Genomic DNA, 17,855 nt, shown 5'->3' with positions numbered 1-17,855 from the left:
CGCTTTTAAGTCCCAATTGGTTGCCGCCGGTTATGACGGAACCTGGAATATACCACTACGCCTATTCCTGCCAGAATCAGACCAAAAGAAATCAGCTGGGCCTGGGTCATTTCGATGCCGAAAAGATGCATTTTGACATTAACCCGGATGCGTTCGATGAAAAACCGCTCTAAACCGTTGAATATCAAATAGATTCCAAATAATAACCCGGGTATCTTTATCCTTTTGCGGAAGGCCCACAGGATCCCGAAAAGTAGTAAACAGATCAGGATTTCATAGACAGATGTCGGAAATACCGGCGCCGGCAGGTGATTACAATATTGTAAATCCGTGCAACCAGCCATCGGCACCCCCGTCTCGTTGACATTATGGGGAAAATCATAGGCGAAAAACCAGTCAGGCAGAAAATTCAGGAAGTCGGGTTTGGGGAAAAAGGCATTATCTGTTCCGTGTCGGGCAAAAAAATTAGGATTTGAGGTTACTGCTGCCTCAAAATCACCAGCGGCCGCAGGAAGGATGCCACCTTCGGATCTGGTTTTAAAGGCGCGGTTAAAAATCCCCCAGTCACCATCGCCGGCAACCTGGCATCCGATCCGACCCAATGCATAGGCCAGCATCATAACCGGTCCCATAACGTCGACAAAATGGATAAAAGGAATTTTGTGCTTTCGGGTATACCACCAGAGGGCAATGCCCGCGCAGATCAGTCCTCCGTAGAAAGTCAGACCAGAAAAAGTAAAGAAGCTGGAAGGGTCCTGAAGGAACGCGTCCCAGTTTTCGAAAGTATCAAAAAGTTTGGCGCCCAGCAGCCCAAAGACAAGGGCGATCATGGTAATCTGGCCCACCCTGTCCTGCGGCCATACCCGTATAATCCGCTTTTCCGGCTTGGCAAGTTTTTGCTTATTGGCTTCCCGATATTTCAGTCCCGCAAATAAAAATCCCAGTACAAGCCCGCCCAGCAGGTTCCCCTGTGAGGAGAATATGTATTCCTGCGGATTGACGCTCATTGAATTCTTCATAAACACCAGGCCCAGAATCTTATAGCCCAACAGAAATCCGAGGATAAAATTGGTCAGCAATTCAGCAACAGATGCAGGCTTACCAATTTCTATGGTTTCTTCTGTCGGCTGGAAAAGCCCTTCTTTGCTTTTACGTTTGAGTTCCTGGGTTAATACATAGGCGCAGATCAAAAAGGCTATCGCAACAAAAAAGCCGAATGAATTCACAAAATGAAGCGGCTTCCATTCCACTCCGAACCAGTCTTTAAAGACATAATATAAATTAGGATACATGCAGCTGGGTGTTTACTTTTTGTGGCAATATTACGATAAAAAGCTTCATGAAGCAGGATTACCCATGACCCCGATCTGCCGACAGAACCGGTAAAAAGAAAAAAAGGACACCCTTCGGGTGTCCTTAATATGATTTGCTATAACCAAATACCTTACTGGTCAGCTTAACAATACTCATCAAAGGCAGCGATCAGATTCTGGGCGATCATCTGCGCAGACCGTCCTTCGATCATATGCCTTTCTATAAAGTGTACCAGTTTTCCATCTTTGAATAAGGCAATAGAAGGGGAAGATGGCGGATAAGGCATCAGATGCTCCCGGACCTTTGCAACGGCTTCAAAATCAAAACCGGCGAAACTGGTCGTTAAATGGTCAGGCTTTTTTTCCGCATTGGCTACGGCCATCAGCACACCGGGTCGGGCAGTTCCTGCGGAACAACCACATACTGAATTAATTACGAGTAGATTGGTTCCCTCTTGTGCCAGACTATCGTCTACATCCTGCGGGGTTTGGAGTTCCACAAAGCCATTATCCGTTAATTCCTCTTTCATGGGAATTACTATTTCTGCTGGATACATATATTTTAATTGATTTTATTGGTTCGCATTTTCAACACAAAACTAGGTGAAAAGTTTAAGTAAGGTGATATTTACCACTAAGGAAAGGAACTTCTGGTTTACGGCTAAATCTACGACCGACCAACTGGCATCCTGGTATGACATAATTTATATTCCACAGGAATCAATGAGACTTAATGGCAGTCAACTCGCAACAAAACTGTCATATTGTCATTTAATGGCTGAATATTTGCCGTTGGTTCGACATTTGACCCTGTACCTGCGTAAAACAATTCATAAACAAAAAATTCGGATATCATGACAAACGTAAAATTTAACGGCATCCCATTTGAAAGAACCTTTACCAGTCTGGTAGATGATTTCTTCACTGAAATTCCTGGAATTCTTAAAACAGAAGTGAACAAACCCAATATCAAAGGGCATGCGCCGGTAAACATTATAGAAAACGACAATAATTATGTGATTGAAATTGCGGCTCCCGGCTACGAAAAAACAGATTTTAAAATCCAGGTAGAAAATAATCTGCTGTCCGTATCTGCCGAAAAAAAGACCGCAGAAACTGAAGCAACAGGTAAAGAGATTCGCAAAGAATTCCACCTGCGTTCTTTTAAAAGAACCTTTACCATTGACAACAAAATAAATACAGAAAAAATTGACGCCAAATATGTTAACGGAATCCTAATTGTAACCTTACAACGCAAGGAAGAAGCTAAACCGGCGTCCAAAGACATAGAAGTATTATAAGCAAGTTTTTCTCATAAGCAGTTAGTTTTGGTTTAATCCCCACGTTTCCACGCGGGGATTTTTTGCGGTTATATGCCTGTTTTTTTGTATCTTCTGCAATTCATGCTGCTTATTTCGGGTTTTAGTCGTCTAAAGCCTAATTTTGCACATTCATTACAAAACGCTTATCTGGTATGCGAAGTACAACATTGGTTCTTTTATTGGCACTTATTTTTGGTTCGGCGAAATCCCAAATCATAAATGATACCATGGTGATCCACAATCCGCAACCAATCGTTCTCGCCGATACCAGCAGCCTGCGCATCGTAAATTTCAGCCCGTTTTTTTCGTTGCATTCAGATTCCAGTCTGAACTATAAATTTCAGATCAACAAGAACCCCAAAAAATATTACTGGTTTCTAACAGACGCACCCGCCGGATTTAAACTGGATAAAGACAATGGTATCCTGAGCTTTAAAGCCAATAAGTCCCTTTTTCTGGCAGGACGATTGAAATATGACAAAGAATACCCGGTAAAATTTGGCGTTCAAAGTCTTTCAAATCCTTACGACCGGCTCGACACTACTTTAAAAGTGATCTTCTACAGTACCGATGTCATTTATCCCAAAATAAAACCGTCAGTCGTAAGTCCGGTCACGATAGCAGAAGGCAGCAAACTTTCATTCAGTATCCTTTGCGAAAATGGCAATTTCCCCATTGATAAAATCCTGATGTCGAGTGATATCTCTATAGGTAATTTTAAACTGCCCAAGACCTGCGATGATACCTTTGAGTGGACCCCTGGTTATGAATTTGTTACGGAAAAAGATGCCAAAGGTGAACGTATAGTCAACCTGGAATTCATTGGTACGACTAATTTTAATTTTGCCGATACAGCCCGGGTTAAAGTGGTGGTCAAGGATGGTCTGAACTATGATATCGCCACGGCTGCATATGTGGATGTGGACACCAGTACCAGAAAATGGATCCGAACCCTGAAGGTAACCTTTGTAGAGTTGGACAGAAAAATCCGTAAAAACAAAACCGCGCGATCTTCCTTTGATATTACAACGGCTACCTCCACAGTAACCGGGACCATTTACTCCACAGTAGAGAAGGAAAAAAATATTGGCAAGATCCTGCCTGGTGCCGGCGTTTTACTGGTACCGGTAAAAGAAGCGGCAGCTCCTACAAAAACAGCCGAACAAAATCAGGCTTCCCTGATCCGTGCGAATATCAAACGGTTGGAATATGTTCTGGCAGATAACCGGCTCTCCGGTGACAGGGATCCTGCCATTGCCACAAAAACCAATACCCTGAAAACTGAGCTCCGGCAAAGTCAGGTGCAATTGGTGGATGTTCCAACGGAAGCTTTTTCTGAAATGAGTGATAAGGAATTGGACCGGATAATGAACAGCCGTAAAGTGGCCCGTAAATACCGGATGAAATAAGAATCCATTGCTCAAAGAGATTCACAGGCTTGCAATCCAACCATAGCGCCTGCCCCGGTATTTCCAATACTTATAACTTAAAAGTTGTCTGGTTCGAATAAAGGTACCCTTACTCAACCTTATACGCTTGTAGTTTATTTTTAAAGAAAGTTGGGATATACAGTGTTCTGCTTTCGGGATCATAGTCGATATCGGCCGTATTCATCTGCTGATCCCTGGTGTCCAGTAACAACTTTTTAGATCCGTCTTTGCCAATATAATAGACCGTGCCTACCCAGCAGGATACAATAAAGTCTCCGTTCTCCAGTTCTACAATACCATCTGTACTGGCTTCCATCCCGGATGCGAGCTCCGTAAGCTGATTGTCCTGTTCAATGCGGTACAAACTGCCCGCATCAGCGATGTACAAATCACCTTTACTGAACAATACACCATTTGGCCCTTTCAATTTATTACTGTCCAGCATAACCTGAAAGCTGTTATTAACATAGCGGTAAAGAACCCGCGATTTGGTATCTGTAACATAGACCGCTCCCTTATCATCCACCGTAACATCGTTTAATCGTTGCGCCCCTTCCGGCTTTACTTTATCCAGTACCTGTCCACTGGCAATATCTATGATCACCAGTTCTTCAACATCAGCAACAAATAGCTTGTTCTGGAATTTACCGATCCCTTTGGGCGCATTGAGTCCGGTAACCCAGTTATCCTTTACCAGCTTCCCGTCAAAATCGAGCTGCACAACAGAGCCTACACTGTCCACAGTCCAGCCGTCAGCTCCGTCAATATTGGAAACATAGAGTACATTATTTTCCCGATCCTGGTAAACAGATTCAGGCACCCTTAAGATCGTGTCTGATTCCCAAAGCAGGGATAACTGATGCTCGGTTGCCGGGGATTGACAAGAGAAAAATCCGACGGAGATTGTCGCGATCGATAAAATCCAAATTGACTGCTTCATCTGAATATGTTTTATTATTATGAAATGTAAGGTTGCTCCGGACGAACCGGATTCAGGGCAAACTGCAATAAGAGGCGCTCAAAATCCCTTTCTGCATAAAAATAGCAAAGTTTTCCCGAATGACCTTCCTTGACATTTTCAGGATTTTGAATTCGTTGATATATTCAAATTGGTTAACTTAGGACCCAAATTCAAGCCGTATGAGTAATTCAAGAAGAAAATTTATTAAGAACAGTGTCGTAGCCGGATCAGGTGTATACCTGGGCGCTATGGGTTTCAGTGCAAAAAGTTATGCCAATATCATTGGCGCAAATGACCGGGTCCGGGTAGGTGTGGTCGGATTCTCAGACCGGTTCCGTTCCTCTTTGCTGCCTTCCTTTTTAAACCACCATAAGGAACTCAATTTCGATATTACCGGCGTATCAGATTTATGGAGCTATAGAAGGGAACTGGGCGTTGCGCATCTGAAAGAAAAACTGGGCCATGACATCAAAGGATTCCGAAATAATGAGGAACTGTATGATTCCAAATCAGTGGACGCCGTTTTTATCAGTACCGCCGATTTTCAACATGCCCGGCACGCTATTGAAGCCGTAAAGGGTCATTGTGATGCCTATGTAGAAAAGCCCTTTGCCGAGACAATGGAGGACAACCGGGATGCTTTAAAAGCGATCAAAGCATCCGACAGGGTCATTCAGATCGGATCCCAGCGACGCAGCGGCAGCAACTATAAGGCTGCTGAAGCTTATATTAAAGACGGCAAGTTCGGGGATATCCTGATGGTGGAACTTACCTGGAATGTAAATCAACCGGGCCGCTGGCGGCGCCCTGACCTGGTTGCCAAACTCAAACAGGAAGATACCGACTGGAAACGTTTTTTAATCAACCGGCCCTTTGAAGAGTGGGATCCGCGTAAATATCTGGAGTACAGACTATTCTGGCCTTATTCCTCGGGTCAGCCTGGTCAATGGATGAGCCATCAGATCGATACCGTGCATTGGTTCAGCGGTTTGAAACATCCCCGTAGTGTCACTGCGAATGGTGGTATTTACAGCTGGAAAGACGGCCGTCGCAACTGGGATACGACGACCGCGGTATTTGAATACGGTCCGGAAAATGAACCGGAAAAAGGGTTTCAGGTGGTCTTTATGAGCCGAATGGGTAACGGTGATGAAAACCCTTCCGAAATTTATTATTCTAACGGCGGGGAACTCAATCTGATCACCAATAAAGTTTCACCAAAAGGAGGGCTGAGAGAAGGCCACGCAAAAGCCATGGGCATGAAGCCCAATTTGCTGCCGGAAATCAGTCTGGTAGAAAAAGCCGAAAAAGTGGTAGCCAGCGCTAATACCGGAGGGGATTCACTGACCAGTGCGCATGTACGCAACTGGATGGAATGTATCCGTAGCCGGAAGACCACCAATGCGCCGGTCGAAGCGGGTTATCAGCATTCAATCGCCAATATAATGACAACCGCAGCTTCTCATACGGGCATGAAAGCCACTTTTGATGAGGCCACACAGGAAGTGATGGTCGGCGGAAAAGTTTTTAAATATTAAACATGCTTCGGGGGTTGGAAGAATAATTTGTTTGTATTATCTTCGCCCCCCTTTCGGGGGATTAGCTCAGCTGGCTAGAGCGCTTGCATGGCATGCAAGAGGTCACCGGTTCGAATCCGGTATTCTCCACAAGTCAAAAAAGCTTCAGGAAACTGAGGCTTTTTCATTTCAAAAAACCATGACTGCCCCCTCCAATTTATTAAAGTGCGTGCCGTAAGATTAGGCCAGGTCTGCCTGCGGGAATTAGTTATTCTAATATTTTTTCCGGACAGATTTTAAAAACTGCTCAATAGACTTTCTCACAGTGGTGGCGCTGGTATTATGATTATTCACCAGGATTGAAAACACCAATTGTCTTCCCTTTATAGTAGTTAAAAATCCACTTAATGCGACAACGCCACTCAAAGTACCTGTCTTGGCATAAATCTGACCCGATTCCTCCAGGTACAAATGACCCAGCGTTCCCTCCCCTCCTGTGGGCAATATGGTTTTAATCCTTTCCAGCCCAAACTCCAGTCGCATCTGATTTAACAATGCGACAAAATCTTCAGGTGTAAAAAGATTATACCGACTCAATCCGGAGCCATCCTCCCATCTGGGTCGTTGCGGGAGAAACCTCAGGTGGGTTTTCAAAAGCGTATCAATAATCCTGGTATTAGTCATGCTGCCCAATAATTGGTTGCTGACCATCAGTAAACTCTGTTCCGCAAAAAAATTGTCGCTGCGGTGCATCATGGGCTTAAGCAAACTGTCCAGCGGCCTGGAATAAATTATATAGGACCTTAAAGGCGCTTTGCTGACATCCAGGCTGTCAATTAATTGAATTTCCTTATGTAAAGTATCGGACAATAAGCGCCAGGGAAGTATCCGATCGGTAATGAAGGGAACACGATACTCGTGCGGTGTGTCTCCCTCCAGCTGAAGCGAATACATATTGGCCCTTAATTTCCGGGAAACCCCGCTCAGATAATTTTCGCTACCACTGGTCCTGATGCGGAAACTGGGGCGTTCCTCCACATTGGGAAAATATTTCGGTTGGCCACCCTGACTGCCATAAAACCAAATCAGGTTGCAATAAATCGGAAATACAGAACGCTCAGCCATATAATCTCCATCGTAATCACTCCAGCTCCAGCCACTACCCCAGGCACCCGTCTCTAAAGAATCGGAGACAGCCTGAATCGATTTGTCCGTGCGGTTTAGAAATTCAAATACGGGTTGATCAGGAAACTCCGGGTCAAGAAAACCTGGATCTCCGCTACCCCGAATCACTATCTTATCCCTGAACTCCCTGACCTCTAACCCGGGGACGCTGTCACCCAGAAACTTCATGGCTGCATAGCAGGAAAAAAGTTTGGTATTACTGGCTGGTACAAAATATTTATCGCCATTATATTCATAGAGATATTTTCCGGCAAGGGGATCATAAATACTGATACCTATATGGGCGTTTTCCAGCCCGGGTCCGGATAGTGGATTATGTTGATGGTTCCTTATCAACTGTTGCTGGGCCGTACAGGAGAACAAACACAAGCAAGTCAGGAGCTTCAGGAAGCCGCGATACCCTTTGATTCGCTTCATAGGCATTTATTTTTTCAGGTCAGAAACAAATTGCTGAATAATACTGATATTCTTTTCCCCGGGCGAAGTTTCAAAACGACTGTTGACATCAATAGCATACAGATTATTCTGTCCGGCAAATCTTAATATATCTGCTATATCCTCCGGACCCAATCCGCCGCTCAAAAAATAAGGCTGCTTCAAAGACAGACCTTTCAGTACCGACCAGTCAAATTTCTTTCCGCTTCCTCCATAGGATTTGGTTTGCGTATCGAATAAAAAATAATCGACATAACGACTGTGCCTCTTCAAAAGTTCCACATCCGGCAGTTCCCGGCCGATCGGCAGCGCTTTAATAATCCGGGTTCTGCCCACCAGGTCCTGATAGTGCTCAGGGAGTTCATCCCCGTGCAACTGTACCGCATCAAGTCCATAAGCTGTAACCAACTCAGCTAACTGATCCGGTGGTGTGTTTACAAAAACACCTACTTTCTGGATTCCCTCAATTTCCTTCAACGCATCGGGAGCAATCCTGCCAGGTGCATAGCGCGGTGATTTTTCATAAAAAATAAATCCGGCATAATCCACGCCCAGTTCCGCTAATTGCCGGACCTGATCGATTTGGGTCAAACCACATACTTTGACTTTAAAGTTTTGCATCCGCCGTTTTTAAGTTTTCCACAAAGAGCTGGAACGCCCGGGGCGTATCCGGCTGCCGCATAAAATATTCCCCAATCAGAAATCCTTTGAAACCATTTTTCTTGAACAACAGAATATCCTCAATTTTATCAATACCGCTCTCGGCAATCTTCAGGGTTCCTGCCGGCAGTTTCTCGGCCATCTGCAGACTGCGTTCAATATTCACCTGAAAGGTTTTAAGGTCCCGGTTGTTGATGCCTACAATCGGTGTTGCTTCACAAATATGTCCCAGCTCTTCGGCTGCATGTAATTCCAGGATCGTCTGCAGGCCCAGTGAACGGGCAAATGAAGCCAGGCGGTTTACCTGTTCGGGGCTCAGGCAGGCGGCTATCAAAAGAATCACATCGGCCCCAATGGACCTTGCTTCCAGTATCTGGTATTCATCAATGATAAAATCTTTGCGCAGTACCGGGATGTCATTGTCCCGGGCCTGCATCAGGTCTTCATCAGATCCGCCAAAAAAATCGATATCGGTGAGCACAGAAAGCCCTGCAGCGCCCAATCTGGAATACGCAGTGGTTATCGCATGCACATCAGCATCGGCCTTAATAAAGCCTTTGGAAGGAGATTTTCTTTTAAATTCCGCAATAATTCCCGTGCTTCCGTCCCGAGTCAGGGAAGCATCCAGGGGTATCACCGACCGGCTGAAATTAGGACGGTTTTCCAGATCCCGTGTTGACACCAACTGTTTGCGGGCTGCGACCTCCTCCTGCTTCCGGGCAATAATTTTATCCAATATATTCATCTGTACAATTTCAATTTTTTTTACAAATTCAGTAATATCTGTAAGGCCGCGATGTCTATGGTTCTACATGTGAAATGCCATTCAATGATGCAAATATTTCCCGGGACGGCCCATTAACTGATTTTGAAGTGCCGGCTTTTCAAAATATACCAGCGACAGGTCCTCATGAATTTTCTGAATCTTGAAAATACGATAACCTGCATCTTCATAAAAACGGATATTTCTTTCGCTCTTATGGCCGGTAAACAATTCATAACGCTGCGCAGCAGCCAACTCGTCTTCGATTGCCGCCATCATATACCGACCGTAACGCCGGCGCTGGAAATCGGGGTGAACGATCAGCTTATTCAAGCTGGCCGTATCACCTTCCAGCCAACCTCTGACCGAGGCCACCATTCTGCCCCCCTGATAGCCTGCCAGAAATAAAGCCCCCTGGTCAAATTCAGCTTCCAGTTCCGTCAAGGTCTGGCGCATCGGCTGAATAGCCGTATTCTGGTAGATCGCTGCCTCTGACTGGTAGGCCAGGTACTGCAGCTCCAGTAAGTCCGGGAGCCGGCATCGATCAAGGTATAGTATTATCAGTGTATCAGACATGGTCTTATTGCAGGGCGATTAATTTTTCCAGACTCCGCCTGGCTTTACCGCTTTGGAGGCTTTCCCTGGCGGCATCAAAAGCAGCTTCATAACTATCAAATGCGCCAGTCACCTGCAGCGCAGTAGCCGCATTGGCAAGGACTACCGCTTCCTGCTGCGGTGTTCCGGTTCCCTCCAGGATATTTTTGAAAATACGGGCAGCTTCCTGAACACTGTTTCCACCGCTGATCGATTCAGGCGTAACTTCGATGCCCGCTAACGCTTCCGCCGACAATACTTTTTCTCCATCCTGTGTAATCAGCTTGCTATCCCCCGTCAGTGAGATTTCATCATATCCATCCAGACCATGTACAATTGCGAACCGCTTATTTTGCTGTTGTAATAAATAATTGTACAATCGGGCCATTTCAAGATTATAAACACCTATTATACTAAATGTCGGGAAAGCCGGATTTACCAAGGGGCCCAGCATATTGAAAAAAGTCCGGATGCCCAGGTTTTTCCGTATGGGTCCGACATTCTTCAACGCAGGGTGAAAAAGGGGGGCATGCAAAAAACATATTCCCGCCTGTTCCAACTCGCGGCGCAGTGCATCGTTGTCGTTTTTAAAACGATAGCCCATCGCTTCGATCACATTAGAAGCACCACTTATGGCCGAAGCACCATAGTTGCCGTGTTTGGAAACCTTATGCCCGGTACCGGCCACGATAAAACAGGAAAGTGTTGATATATTGAATGTATTCTTACCATCGCCGCCCGTTCCTACAATATCGACTGTATCCAGACCATCAAAATTCACCCGAAGGCAAAGTTCCAGCAGGGCATCCTGAAATCCCTGTAATTCCTGAAGGGCGATGCTGCGCATCAGAAAAACCGTCATAAAAGAAGTTACCTCATGTTCGTTGTACACCCCTTTACCAATATTGACAAGTACTTCTCTGGCCGTAGCCCGATCCAGTTTTTTATGTTCAAACAGCAATCCCAGTATCTTTTTCATTCTCGTATTTTAAAAAATGTTAATGGAAGATTTTTTGTCTTTCGCTCTTCCGGTGCCCGCTGCACAAATTTTACCGTTTATTGTTTCAACCAGTTCCGCAGGATTTGCTCGCCCTGAGGTGTCAGGACGCTTTCCGGATGAAACTGAACGCCCTGTACATCGTAAGTCTTATGACGCAGCCCCATCACCATATCATTATCGTCTACTGCTGTAATCTCCAGTACTTCCGGAAACCCTTCTCGGTCGACCACCCAGGAATGATAACGGCCCACTTCAATTACCTGAGGCAATCCTTCAAACAGCGGTTCTTCAGGTTGGGTGATCCGACAGGGCGTAGCAACGCCGTGATACACTTTGGACAAATTGGTCAGCTTTCCGCCGAATACCTGTCCAATAGCCTGTTGACCCAGACAGACTCCCAGAATGGATTTAGACGCTGCATAGGTTTCTATCAGTGGCAACAACAAACCCGCTTCTTCAGGAATGCCCGGACCGGGCGACAATATAATTTTTTCATAAGCCGCTACCTGTTCGAGGGGCAATTGATCATTTCTATACACGTCAACCGGCTGATGCAGTATTTTCTCCACCAGGTGCACCAGGTTGTAGGTAAAAGAGTCGTAATTATCGAATACTAAAATCTTCACTTGATTTACATTTATTTGTTTTGGTCACTCATTATGTTTGTCATCAGCTGTCATGATTTTTCCGAATGATTCCAACTGATTAGCAAATTTCCCGGGCCGCGACAATCGCTTTTTTCAAAGCACCCAATTTATTGTTGACTTCCTGCAATTCACTTTCCGGATCGCTTGCCGCCACAATCCCGGCACCTGCCTGATAATAGAGCGTATTCTGCCGGCTCAGAAAGGTACGAATCATGATCGCCTGATTGCAGCTGGAATCAAAACCCATAAAGCCCACGGCACCGGCATAATAACCCCGTGGAGTGGGTTCGAATTCACTGATCAGTTGCATTGCTTTTATTTTCGGTGCGCCGCTTAAAGTTCCCGCCGGAAATGTCTTCGCAAAAAGTTCAAATGAGCTCGTGGAAGGGTCTACGTCGCCGGTAACTTCACTAACCAGATGGATCACATGGGAATAAAAATGTGTTTCGCGAAAATGTTTTACTTCTACATTGCTGCATCCCCGGCTCAGGTCATTACGGGCCAGATCAACAAGCATGACATGTTCTGCATTTTCCTTGGGATCGGATTCCAGGCGGAGCGTTTCCTGACGATCAATCAGGTCATCACCTGTTCGTTTTACCGTACCGGCAATGGGGTGTACCACTGCTTTTCCATCCTTTATAATCAACTGAGATTCGGGAGAAGAGCCCATCAGTTTATAATCCCCATAATCAAAATAGAATAAATAAGGTGAAGGATTGATATTTCGAAGGCTACGGTAAACGTTAAATTCATCCCCGATAAAAGACTGCTGAAAACGCCTGCTGGGAACAATCTGAAAAACGTCGCCGCGATAACAATGTGCGATGCACTTCTTTACAGTCTGGCGGAAGTCTTCATCACTCATATTGGAACTTTCCTGCCCAACAGGTTCAAATGGATATACAGGAACGTCGCGCCCACGTATCAGCGACAGGACCAGTTCGAGATCAGATTTCAAACCTTCTATCTCATTCTCACAGACAAACAGTTCATCTTTAAAATGATTGATGGCGATCACGTATTGATACAACCGATAACGCATAAGCGGAATAACGGGCGGCTCACCGGAAAATTCGGCTCCGGGGATCCGATCAAAAAAACGAACAGCTTCATAAGATGTATAACCGAACAGCCCCTGTGCATAGGCAGCTGCCTTTTCGGGAGCCGGATTCACCTCAAACAGGTTCATAAACCGGTCCAAACGGGTGGCCACAGGTTCACTGTCATCCAGGGGCAGCATTTGCGCTGTTTGTCCCGGCAATTTATATTCAATCGTAGAACCATCGGTAATTTCAATGCCGGCGATAGCATTGACACCAATAAAGGACCAGCTGTTTTCCGCTGCATGGTTATCGGTACTCTCGAGCAATATGGTATCCCGGAACCGGTCTCGCAACCTGAGGTAGATCCCGACGGGTGTATACACATCTGCCAGCATCCTGGTAGTAGAAGTCTTAATTTTAGTGGCTTGCATATTTAGTTTACTATATACGGTTTAAAAGCAAAAACCCCGGAATACCGGGGTTTCTGAATATCATTCATCTTTTTTAGATGCGCGGCATTACATAACCCCCAAAGAGCTTACATGCCACCACCAAAAAAAGTTAAATTCTTGTTTCATTTCAGCAAATATAGACGGGAAATTATTGGCGAACAAATTTTTTTTATAGCCTAGCAACCCGTTATCCCAATGCAAAATCACTGGACGGTCTATAAGACTTATTATAAATGAACAAACAGGTGCCATCCCGAATGGTCTGAATAATATTCCGGGTGACCGCCATGGGAATAGCCGGACAACCAAAGCTTCGGCCGATATAGCCCTGGGCATCAATATAGGACTGGCTGACATATGGCGCACCATGAATCACAATGGCACGCCTGTAAGCGTTACTATTGACATTTTTTTCCAGGCCGATCAACTTAAGAGAGTATCCTTTGCTGCCATAGTAGGTATGGTCTGTAATATAAAATCCCAGACTGCTTTGGTGAGAATTATTCCGGTTGCTGAAAAACTCCGCCTGTTCCTTACCGGTATTTTTACCGTGGGCCACCAGGGTATTAAAAAGGATTTTATAATGCTTCAAATCGATGATATACAATCTCTTTTTATAGCTGGGCTGGTCAAAATCAATAATGGCCAGTACAGAGTCGTTGCGAAGGACGCCGCCACTGTCCAGTTTCTCAAAACCTTTCATCGCATAATTAAATGCATTTTGGGACAATCCCTTCGTCTCAAGTTCAAGACTATCATAAATAAAAGCTGCCGTCAGTTTGCTATTCTTAACAGGACTGAGAACACTTACTTTATGGGTTCGGGGTGTATGTAATCCTCCACCAATTCTGTTAATGGTCCAGGACATAAAAAACACGGAAAATAAAGAAAGCAATAACAGGGGCACGAAATGCTTAAACTGCGACATCATAATAACTTCTATCAATTTTTCTGTAATGATTCAATTCATCAGCAGTCGTTCTGCAGACATAACTCAATCAATCAATAATGAATAAAGTGATCCGGTAATTCTATTGGGTTCTTCAGGGTCAGATTAAGGACAGAAACGGATTAAAAACGAATAGCCTGAATGAAATATTGCCGTATTAGAACGACTATAAGATATTTTTAACAGTCAAAGGACTGGTGTTACGGATCGCATTACTAACAGCACAGCTAACCAAAAGTTGGGAACAGCGAAATGTTTTCCTGTTTTTTAGCCAGGGTTCCTTGATTATCAGCGACTAAGGATTCCAGGAAATCCTTACGAAATTTCAGCATTTTTATTGTTCCTTTGCGGAATGGGAATAAATGTCGGAATAATTATGGGTAGCGACAGTGACCTTTCCGTGATGGAAGCTGCCGCAACCGTACTTAAGGAATTGGGTATTGAATACGAACTAACGGTTGTATCCGCCCATCGGACACCATTACGCATGGTTGCCTATGCGCAGGGGGCTCGCGGACGGGGAATCAAAGTAATTATTGCCGGCGCCGGCGGGGCCGCCCACTTACCAGGAATGGTCGCTTCCTTAACTACCCTTCCTGTTATTGGCGTACCGGTAAAATCCAGTAATTCCATTGATGGATGGGACAGTCTGTTGTCCATTTTGCAAATGCCCAACGGGGTACCCGTGGCAACCGTAGCACTGAATGCCGCCAAAAACGCCGGATTACTGGCAGCTCAGATACTGGCCACTGCTGACGATACCCTGGCTGACCGTTTGGCGGCCTATAAGAAAAATATGGAAACGGCTGTAATGGGCAAGATCGCGCAACTCAAGGATCAGGGGTTTACCAATAATTTTGATTAATGCAGTTCCAATACGGTAAACGCGCCGTCCAGCGCAGGTGAATTTTCATATAATATATCCAGCAACCGGGGGCCGTACTGTGCATAATATGCTGAAAAATTGTCGATGCGTTCCTGCAAACTACCGAAAGGGAAGAGCTGGTTCTTAAGTTGATGGATTTGCCGCATTGCATCGCTGTGGTTTCTTTTCTCCGCCCTCAGTAATTTTTTTCCCAACTGCCGGATCCTGTCGAAGGATTTCTTCTGCAAGGCCCGGACATGGGTGGGAAGGGTATCCGAAACCTGCTTCGCCTGTTTTTCCAGCTTGGCATATAGTAATTCCATTTCTGTCAATGCCTTTTCTACCGAAATATCATGCTGTCCATGCACCTGCACCCATTGTTTTTCCAGATCTTTTAAAGGTTGAAATAAATCTGCGGAAGTAAAACCGAGATTTTTCATCCTTTCTGTCTGCTTTACATTCACCAACAGGAAAGAATTACGCAGTATCAGGATGGGGTAAGGTATTTTATACTGTTCAAATACTGACTTCAATTCCAGCCAGTAAGCCAGTTCGCCACCCCCTCCGATAAACATCAGATTAGGAAGGATCATTTCCTGGAACAATCCCCGAAGTATCACATTGGGGCTTATTTTTTCCGGGTGTGTCTGAATATCCTCAATCAAACCCGCCTGATCAAAACTGAGATCGGTTCCCACGACCCTCCATCGCGTATCCTGTTTTTCAATTCGTTGCCTATAATCATCCGTTAGATAGAACAGATTTATCGCTCTTCCATGGGTCTGGGCTTTATATCCCTGGTCCGTCAGCAGGTCTGCTGTTTCCTGTACCAAACCGGAGGAACGTTGCTCCAGCAGTTCATCGATAAAAAGTTCCAATCCTGCCTTCTTTAGTAATGCGTCGTCGGGAATAAGCACAACCAATCCGAAACGCCCGAATAATTCATGTACAAAATCACGGGTGGCTTCCTGCAGACGACGACCTTTACGGTAGCAGGCTTTAAGGGAACTAATGAGTTCAGGACCGAAAACGGTCCCGCCTATCTGAGATGCGATCTGGTTTATCAGATCTGTCAACTCCTCATCCACGAGCATTCTACCTACTGCCCCTGTCTGGTTCGTCTTCCATTCCAGCTTTTCACGATTCAGATAGATATGGCCCAATTCCTCTATGTCGGCATCTTCACTGCCCATATAATAAACGGGAACAAAATTATAGTCAGGAAACTGCTCCTTGCAGAAGGCAGCAAGCCGCACGGCATGCAATATCTTGTAGATAAAATACAGCGGTCCTGTAAAAATATTGGGCTGGTGCGCTGTCGTAATCGTAAATGTTTTTTCAGATAACAGCAGGTTCAGGTTCATTTGTACCGCATCGGGTAAGGTCAGCTCTCCATATTGCTCCTGTAAGGCTTTTACCAGAAGCTTCCGTGGCGTGGCGTATTCCTTGCGGCTGTGTATCTGGGCTTCCAGTTGGGATGCCTCAGGCATGCGCCCGTAAAATGGCCGAAGTGCTTCATGGCCGCATAAATAGTCAGTTACGGTTTTGGAAAAATAACCTGTCTCCGGATAAGGAATATCTGCTTTGTTTAGATTCATGTTCAGACCACTTGCAAATAAAAAAGTATAACATTTTTGTCCGGGAATAGTTTGTCCCGTTCCGGAAATTTAAAAAAAAGCCACTTGATAAAAGTGGCTCTAATGTACATACTTTTACGTCAGCTTCGTTTAGCTGTAGCCAGTCTATAGAGCCAAAGCAAAATAACGGCACCTGCAATCGCCAATGCGAAACTTCGGAAATTAAATCCATCGGTCGATCCCCAGCCTAACAATGTCCCGATCCAACCTCCAACAAAGGCTCCGGCGATACCTATTAAAATTGTTACAATCCATCCTCCGGGATCTTTTCCGGGATGTAAGGCTTTTGCAATAGCACCGGCGATTAAACCAAAGAGGACCCATGATAGAATACCCATAGTTTGAAGTTTTAAATTTAGGAATTAGAATGTCTTAATGAAGATACTTAAAAAATATCAATCCCTGCATCTGGTCATTGACTAAAAATCGGGGTACAAATTATTGAAATTACATCCATTAAACTGACTGATGAACATAAAAACAGCATGGAACGAAATTTGGTTTTCAATCATTTAGCTGCAGTAACGGGGTCAGCCCGCTTTGAACCAATGACCTGAATTATAAATCGCCCCATATAGCATTACAGTGGTTTCTGGAGACCGTATCTGTGGAAAACTACTACATACAGGCAATCCTGATCAGGGCAGGGTCGGCTGGTACCTATCGCTTTCATTTGAATCATCAACCCGCAAAACGCCTTATCCTGCAATCGGAAATTAAAATATGTTAAAAGATTGCAATTCTTATATTTGTATAAATTAATTTCAATATGGAAAATTATCAACAAGACCAAAGCAATCTAAACATTCCTCAGGGTCCTCCACCAGATAATTACCTGGTTTGGGCTATTTTATGTACGCTGTTTTGCTGCTTGCCATTGGGTATCGTATCTATCATCAAATCCAGTCAGGTTAATACCAAGTGGCAGGTGGGTGATTATGAAGGCGCCAGACTCGCGTCTGAAGAAGCAAAAAAGTATGCCAAACTAGGCGCTATTATCGGCGTGGCAGTAATAGTCCTGTATATGATTGCAGTATTTGTCTTAGGTTTTGGGGGCGCTATTTTAGGACGCGGTTAAT

Annotated in this window: 18 protein-coding genes and 1 tRNA gene; 6 read left to right on the top strand and 13 right to left on the bottom strand. The window is 44.9% G+C overall.

Annotation, left to right across the window (positions count from 1 at the left end; translation table 11 throughout):
- Window positions 1-5: 5 nt before the first annotated feature.
- Window positions 6-1,292 (bottom strand): prolipoprotein diacylglyceryl transferase, encoded by a 1,287-nt coding sequence (locus ACYVI9_RS04060; protein ID WP_460761034.1) that lies wholly within the window; start codon window positions 1,290-1,292, stop codon window positions 6-8.
- 164 nt (window positions 1,293-1,456) lie between these two features.
- Window positions 1,457-1,870, bottom strand: coding sequence for a BrxA/BrxB family bacilliredoxin (locus ACYVI9_RS04055; protein WP_460761031.1), 414 nt, complete (start codon window positions 1,868-1,870; stop codon window positions 1,457-1,459).
- 297 nt (window positions 1,871-2,167) lie between these two features.
- Between ACYVI9_RS04055 and ACYVI9_RS04050 the strand changes: the two genes are divergently transcribed.
- Both ACYVI9_RS04050 and ACYVI9_RS04045 read left to right on the top strand, forming a co-directional pair.
- The gene (locus tag ACYVI9_RS04050; protein WP_460761028.1) at window positions 2,168-2,614 is read left to right on the top strand and encodes an Hsp20/alpha crystallin family protein; all 447 of its coding nucleotides are present in this window, start codon (window positions 2,168-2,170) and stop codon (window positions 2,612-2,614) included.
- A 173-nt stretch (window positions 2,615-2,787) separates the two neighbouring features.
- Complete coding sequence (locus ACYVI9_RS04045; protein WP_460761025.1) at window positions 2,788-4,044, top strand: hypothetical protein; 1,257 nt, start codon at window positions 2,788-2,790, stop codon at window positions 4,042-4,044.
- 109 nt (window positions 4,045-4,153) lie between these two features.
- Here ACYVI9_RS04045 and ACYVI9_RS04040 read toward each other — a convergent pair whose 3' ends face one another.
- Window positions 4,154-5,005 (bottom strand): SMP-30/gluconolactonase/LRE family protein, encoded by an 852-nt coding sequence (locus tag ACYVI9_RS04040; RefSeq protein ID WP_460761023.1) that lies wholly within the window; start codon window positions 5,003-5,005, stop codon window positions 4,154-4,156.
- Between the two features lie 200 nt (window positions 5,006-5,205).
- On the opposite strand from ACYVI9_RS04040, the gene ACYVI9_RS04035 reads away from it, so the two are divergent.
- Both ACYVI9_RS04035 and ACYVI9_RS04030 read left to right on the top strand, forming a co-directional pair.
- Complete coding sequence (locus ACYVI9_RS04035) at window positions 5,206-6,564, top strand: Gfo/Idh/MocA family protein (protein ID WP_460761020.1); 1,359 nt, start codon at window positions 5,206-5,208, stop codon at window positions 6,562-6,564.
- Window positions 6,565-6,619: 55 nt separating this feature from the next.
- A tRNA-Ala gene (locus tag ACYVI9_RS04030) sits at window positions 6,620-6,693 on the top strand.
- A gap of 123 nt (window positions 6,694-6,816) precedes the next feature.
- Here ACYVI9_RS04030 and ACYVI9_RS04025 read toward each other — a convergent pair.
- The 8 genes from ACYVI9_RS04025 to ACYVI9_RS03990 all read right to left on the bottom strand — a co-directional run bounded on the left by ACYVI9_RS04025 (window position 6,817) and on the right by ACYVI9_RS03990 (window position 14,256).
- Window positions 6,817-8,145, bottom strand: a complete 1,329-nt coding sequence (locus ACYVI9_RS04025) for a D-alanyl-D-alanine carboxypeptidase/D-alanyl-D-alanine-endopeptidase (RefSeq protein WP_460761017.1) — start codon at window positions 8,143-8,145, stop codon at window positions 6,817-6,819.
- Window positions 8,146-8,151: 6 nt separating this feature from the next.
- The gene (locus tag ACYVI9_RS04020) at window positions 8,152-8,784 is read right to left on the bottom strand and encodes a phosphoribosylanthranilate isomerase (RefSeq protein WP_460761015.1); all 633 of its coding nucleotides are present in this window, start codon (window positions 8,782-8,784) and stop codon (window positions 8,152-8,154) included.
- Entirely contained in the window at window positions 8,771-9,568 is a 798-nt protein-coding gene (gene trpC, locus ACYVI9_RS04015; protein WP_460761012.1) for an indole-3-glycerol phosphate synthase TrpC, read from the bottom strand. Before trpC ends, ACYVI9_RS04020 begins: the two co-directional genes overlap by 14 nt.
- Before the next feature lie 81 nt (window positions 9,569-9,649).
- Window positions 9,650-10,162 (bottom strand): GNAT family N-acetyltransferase, encoded by a 513-nt coding sequence (locus ACYVI9_RS04010; RefSeq protein ID WP_460761010.1) that lies wholly within the window; start codon window positions 10,160-10,162, stop codon window positions 9,650-9,652.
- Between the two features lie 4 nt (window positions 10,163-10,166).
- Complete coding sequence (gene trpD, locus ACYVI9_RS04005; protein WP_460761007.1) at window positions 10,167-11,159, bottom strand: anthranilate phosphoribosyltransferase; 993 nt, start codon at window positions 11,157-11,159, stop codon at window positions 10,167-10,169.
- 77 nt (window positions 11,160-11,236) lie between these two features.
- On the bottom strand, window positions 11,237-11,806 hold the full coding sequence (locus tag ACYVI9_RS04000) for an anthranilate synthase component II (RefSeq protein WP_460761005.1): 570 nt from the start codon (window positions 11,804-11,806) through the stop codon (window positions 11,237-11,239).
- Window positions 11,807-11,885: 79 nt separating this feature from the next.
- Entirely contained in the window at window positions 11,886-13,304 is a 1,419-nt protein-coding gene (locus ACYVI9_RS03995; RefSeq protein ID WP_460761003.1) for an anthranilate synthase component I family protein, read from the bottom strand.
- A gap of 208 nt (window positions 13,305-13,512) precedes the next feature.
- Window positions 13,513-14,256 carry a murein L,D-transpeptidase catalytic domain family protein gene (locus ACYVI9_RS03990; protein WP_460761000.1) on the bottom strand — a complete coding sequence of 248 codons (744 nt, stop codon included), beginning with the start codon at window positions 14,254-14,256 and terminating at the stop codon, window positions 13,513-13,515.
- A gap of 394 nt (window positions 14,257-14,650) precedes the next feature.
- Between ACYVI9_RS03990 and purE the strand changes: the two genes are divergently transcribed.
- Window positions 14,651-15,139: a 5-(carboxyamino)imidazole ribonucleotide mutase gene (gene purE, locus ACYVI9_RS03985; RefSeq protein ID WP_460760998.1), complete on the top strand. Its 489-nt coding sequence runs from the start codon at window positions 14,651-14,653 to the stop codon at window positions 15,137-15,139.
- Here the strand turns inward: purE and bshC are convergent.
- Window positions 15,136-16,737 (bottom strand): bacillithiol biosynthesis cysteine-adding enzyme BshC, encoded by a 1,602-nt coding sequence (gene bshC / locus ACYVI9_RS03980; protein ID WP_460760995.1) that lies wholly within the window; start codon window positions 16,735-16,737, stop codon window positions 15,136-15,138. The two genes, purE and bshC, sit on opposite strands and share 4 nt — an antisense overlap.
- 119 nt (window positions 16,738-16,856) lie before the next feature.
- On the bottom strand, window positions 16,857-17,114 hold the full coding sequence (locus ACYVI9_RS03975) for a GlsB/YeaQ/YmgE family stress response membrane protein (protein ID WP_460760992.1): 258 nt from the start codon (window positions 17,112-17,114) through the stop codon (window positions 16,857-16,859).
- Window positions 17,115-17,545: 431 nt separating this feature from the next.
- Here ACYVI9_RS03975 and ACYVI9_RS03970 point away from each other — a divergent pair, with 431 nt between their 5' ends.
- The gene (locus ACYVI9_RS03970) at window positions 17,546-17,854 is read left to right on the top strand and encodes a CD225/dispanin family protein (RefSeq protein ID WP_460760989.1); all 309 of its coding nucleotides are present in this window, start codon (window positions 17,546-17,548) and stop codon (window positions 17,852-17,854) included.
- Window position 17,855: the final 1 nt, after the last annotated feature.

This window comes from Niabella terrae, assembly GCF_054783135.1.
This window is presented reverse-complemented; position numbering and strand designations above follow the sequence as displayed.

What these genes read in the sequence shown, in the direction of transcription:
- ACYVI9_RS04060 (WP_460761034.1), bottom strand. Translation starts at nt 1,292, where the DNA reads ATGTATCCTAATTTATATTATGTCTTTAAAGACTGGTTCGGAGTGGAA.
- ACYVI9_RS03975 (WP_460760992.1), bottom strand. Translation starts at nt 17,114, where the DNA reads ATGGGTATTCTATCATGGGTCCTCTTTGGTTTAATCGCCGGTGCTATT.
- purE (WP_460760998.1), top strand. Translation starts at nt 14,651, where the DNA reads ATGGGTAGCGACAGTGACCTTTCCGTGATGGAAGCTGCCGCAACCGTA.
- ACYVI9_RS04025 (WP_460761017.1), bottom strand. Translation starts at nt 8,145, where the DNA reads ATGAAGCGAATCAAAGGGTATCGCGGCTTCCTGAAGCTCCTGACTTGC.
- ACYVI9_RS04045 (WP_460761025.1), top strand. Translation starts at nt 2,788, where the DNA reads ATGCGAAGTACAACATTGGTTCTTTTATTGGCACTTATTTTTGGTTCG.
- trpD (WP_460761007.1), bottom strand. Translation starts at nt 11,159, where the DNA reads ATGAAAAAGATACTGGGATTGCTGTTTGAACATAAAAAACTGGATCGG.
- ACYVI9_RS04020 (WP_460761015.1), bottom strand. Translation starts at nt 8,784, where the DNA reads ATGCAAAACTTTAAAGTCAAAGTATGTGGTTTGACCCAAATCGATCAG.
- ACYVI9_RS04010 (WP_460761010.1), bottom strand. Translation starts at nt 10,162, where the DNA reads ATGTCTGATACACTGATAATACTATACCTTGATCGATGCCGGCTCCCG.
- ACYVI9_RS04040 (WP_460761023.1), bottom strand. Translation starts at nt 5,005, where the DNA reads ATGAAGCAGTCAATTTGGATTTTATCGATCGCGACAATCTCCGTCGGA.
- bshC (WP_460760995.1), bottom strand. Translation starts at nt 16,737, where the DNA reads ATGAATCTAAACAAAGCAGATATTCCTTATCCGGAGACAGGTTATTTT.
- trpC (WP_460761012.1), bottom strand. Translation starts at nt 9,568, where the DNA reads ATGAATATATTGGATAAAATTATTGCCCGGAAGCAGGAGGAGGTCGCA.
- ACYVI9_RS03995 (WP_460761003.1), bottom strand. Translation starts at nt 13,304, where the DNA reads ATGCAAGCCACTAAAATTAAGACTTCTACTACCAGGATGCTGGCAGAT.
- ACYVI9_RS04035 (WP_460761020.1), top strand. Translation starts at nt 5,206, where the DNA reads ATGAGTAATTCAAGAAGAAAATTTATTAAGAACAGTGTCGTAGCCGGA.
- ACYVI9_RS04050 (WP_460761028.1), top strand. Translation starts at nt 2,168, where the DNA reads ATGACAAACGTAAAATTTAACGGCATCCCATTTGAAAGAACCTTTACC.
- ACYVI9_RS03990 (WP_460761000.1), bottom strand. Translation starts at nt 14,256, where the DNA reads ATGATGTCGCAGTTTAAGCATTTCGTGCCCCTGTTATTGCTTTCTTTA.
- ACYVI9_RS03970 (WP_460760989.1), top strand. Translation starts at nt 17,546, where the DNA reads ATGGAAAATTATCAACAAGACCAAAGCAATCTAAACATTCCTCAGGGT.
- ACYVI9_RS04055 (WP_460761031.1), bottom strand. Translation starts at nt 1,870, where the DNA reads ATGTATCCAGCAGAAATAGTAATTCCCATGAAAGAGGAATTAACGGAT.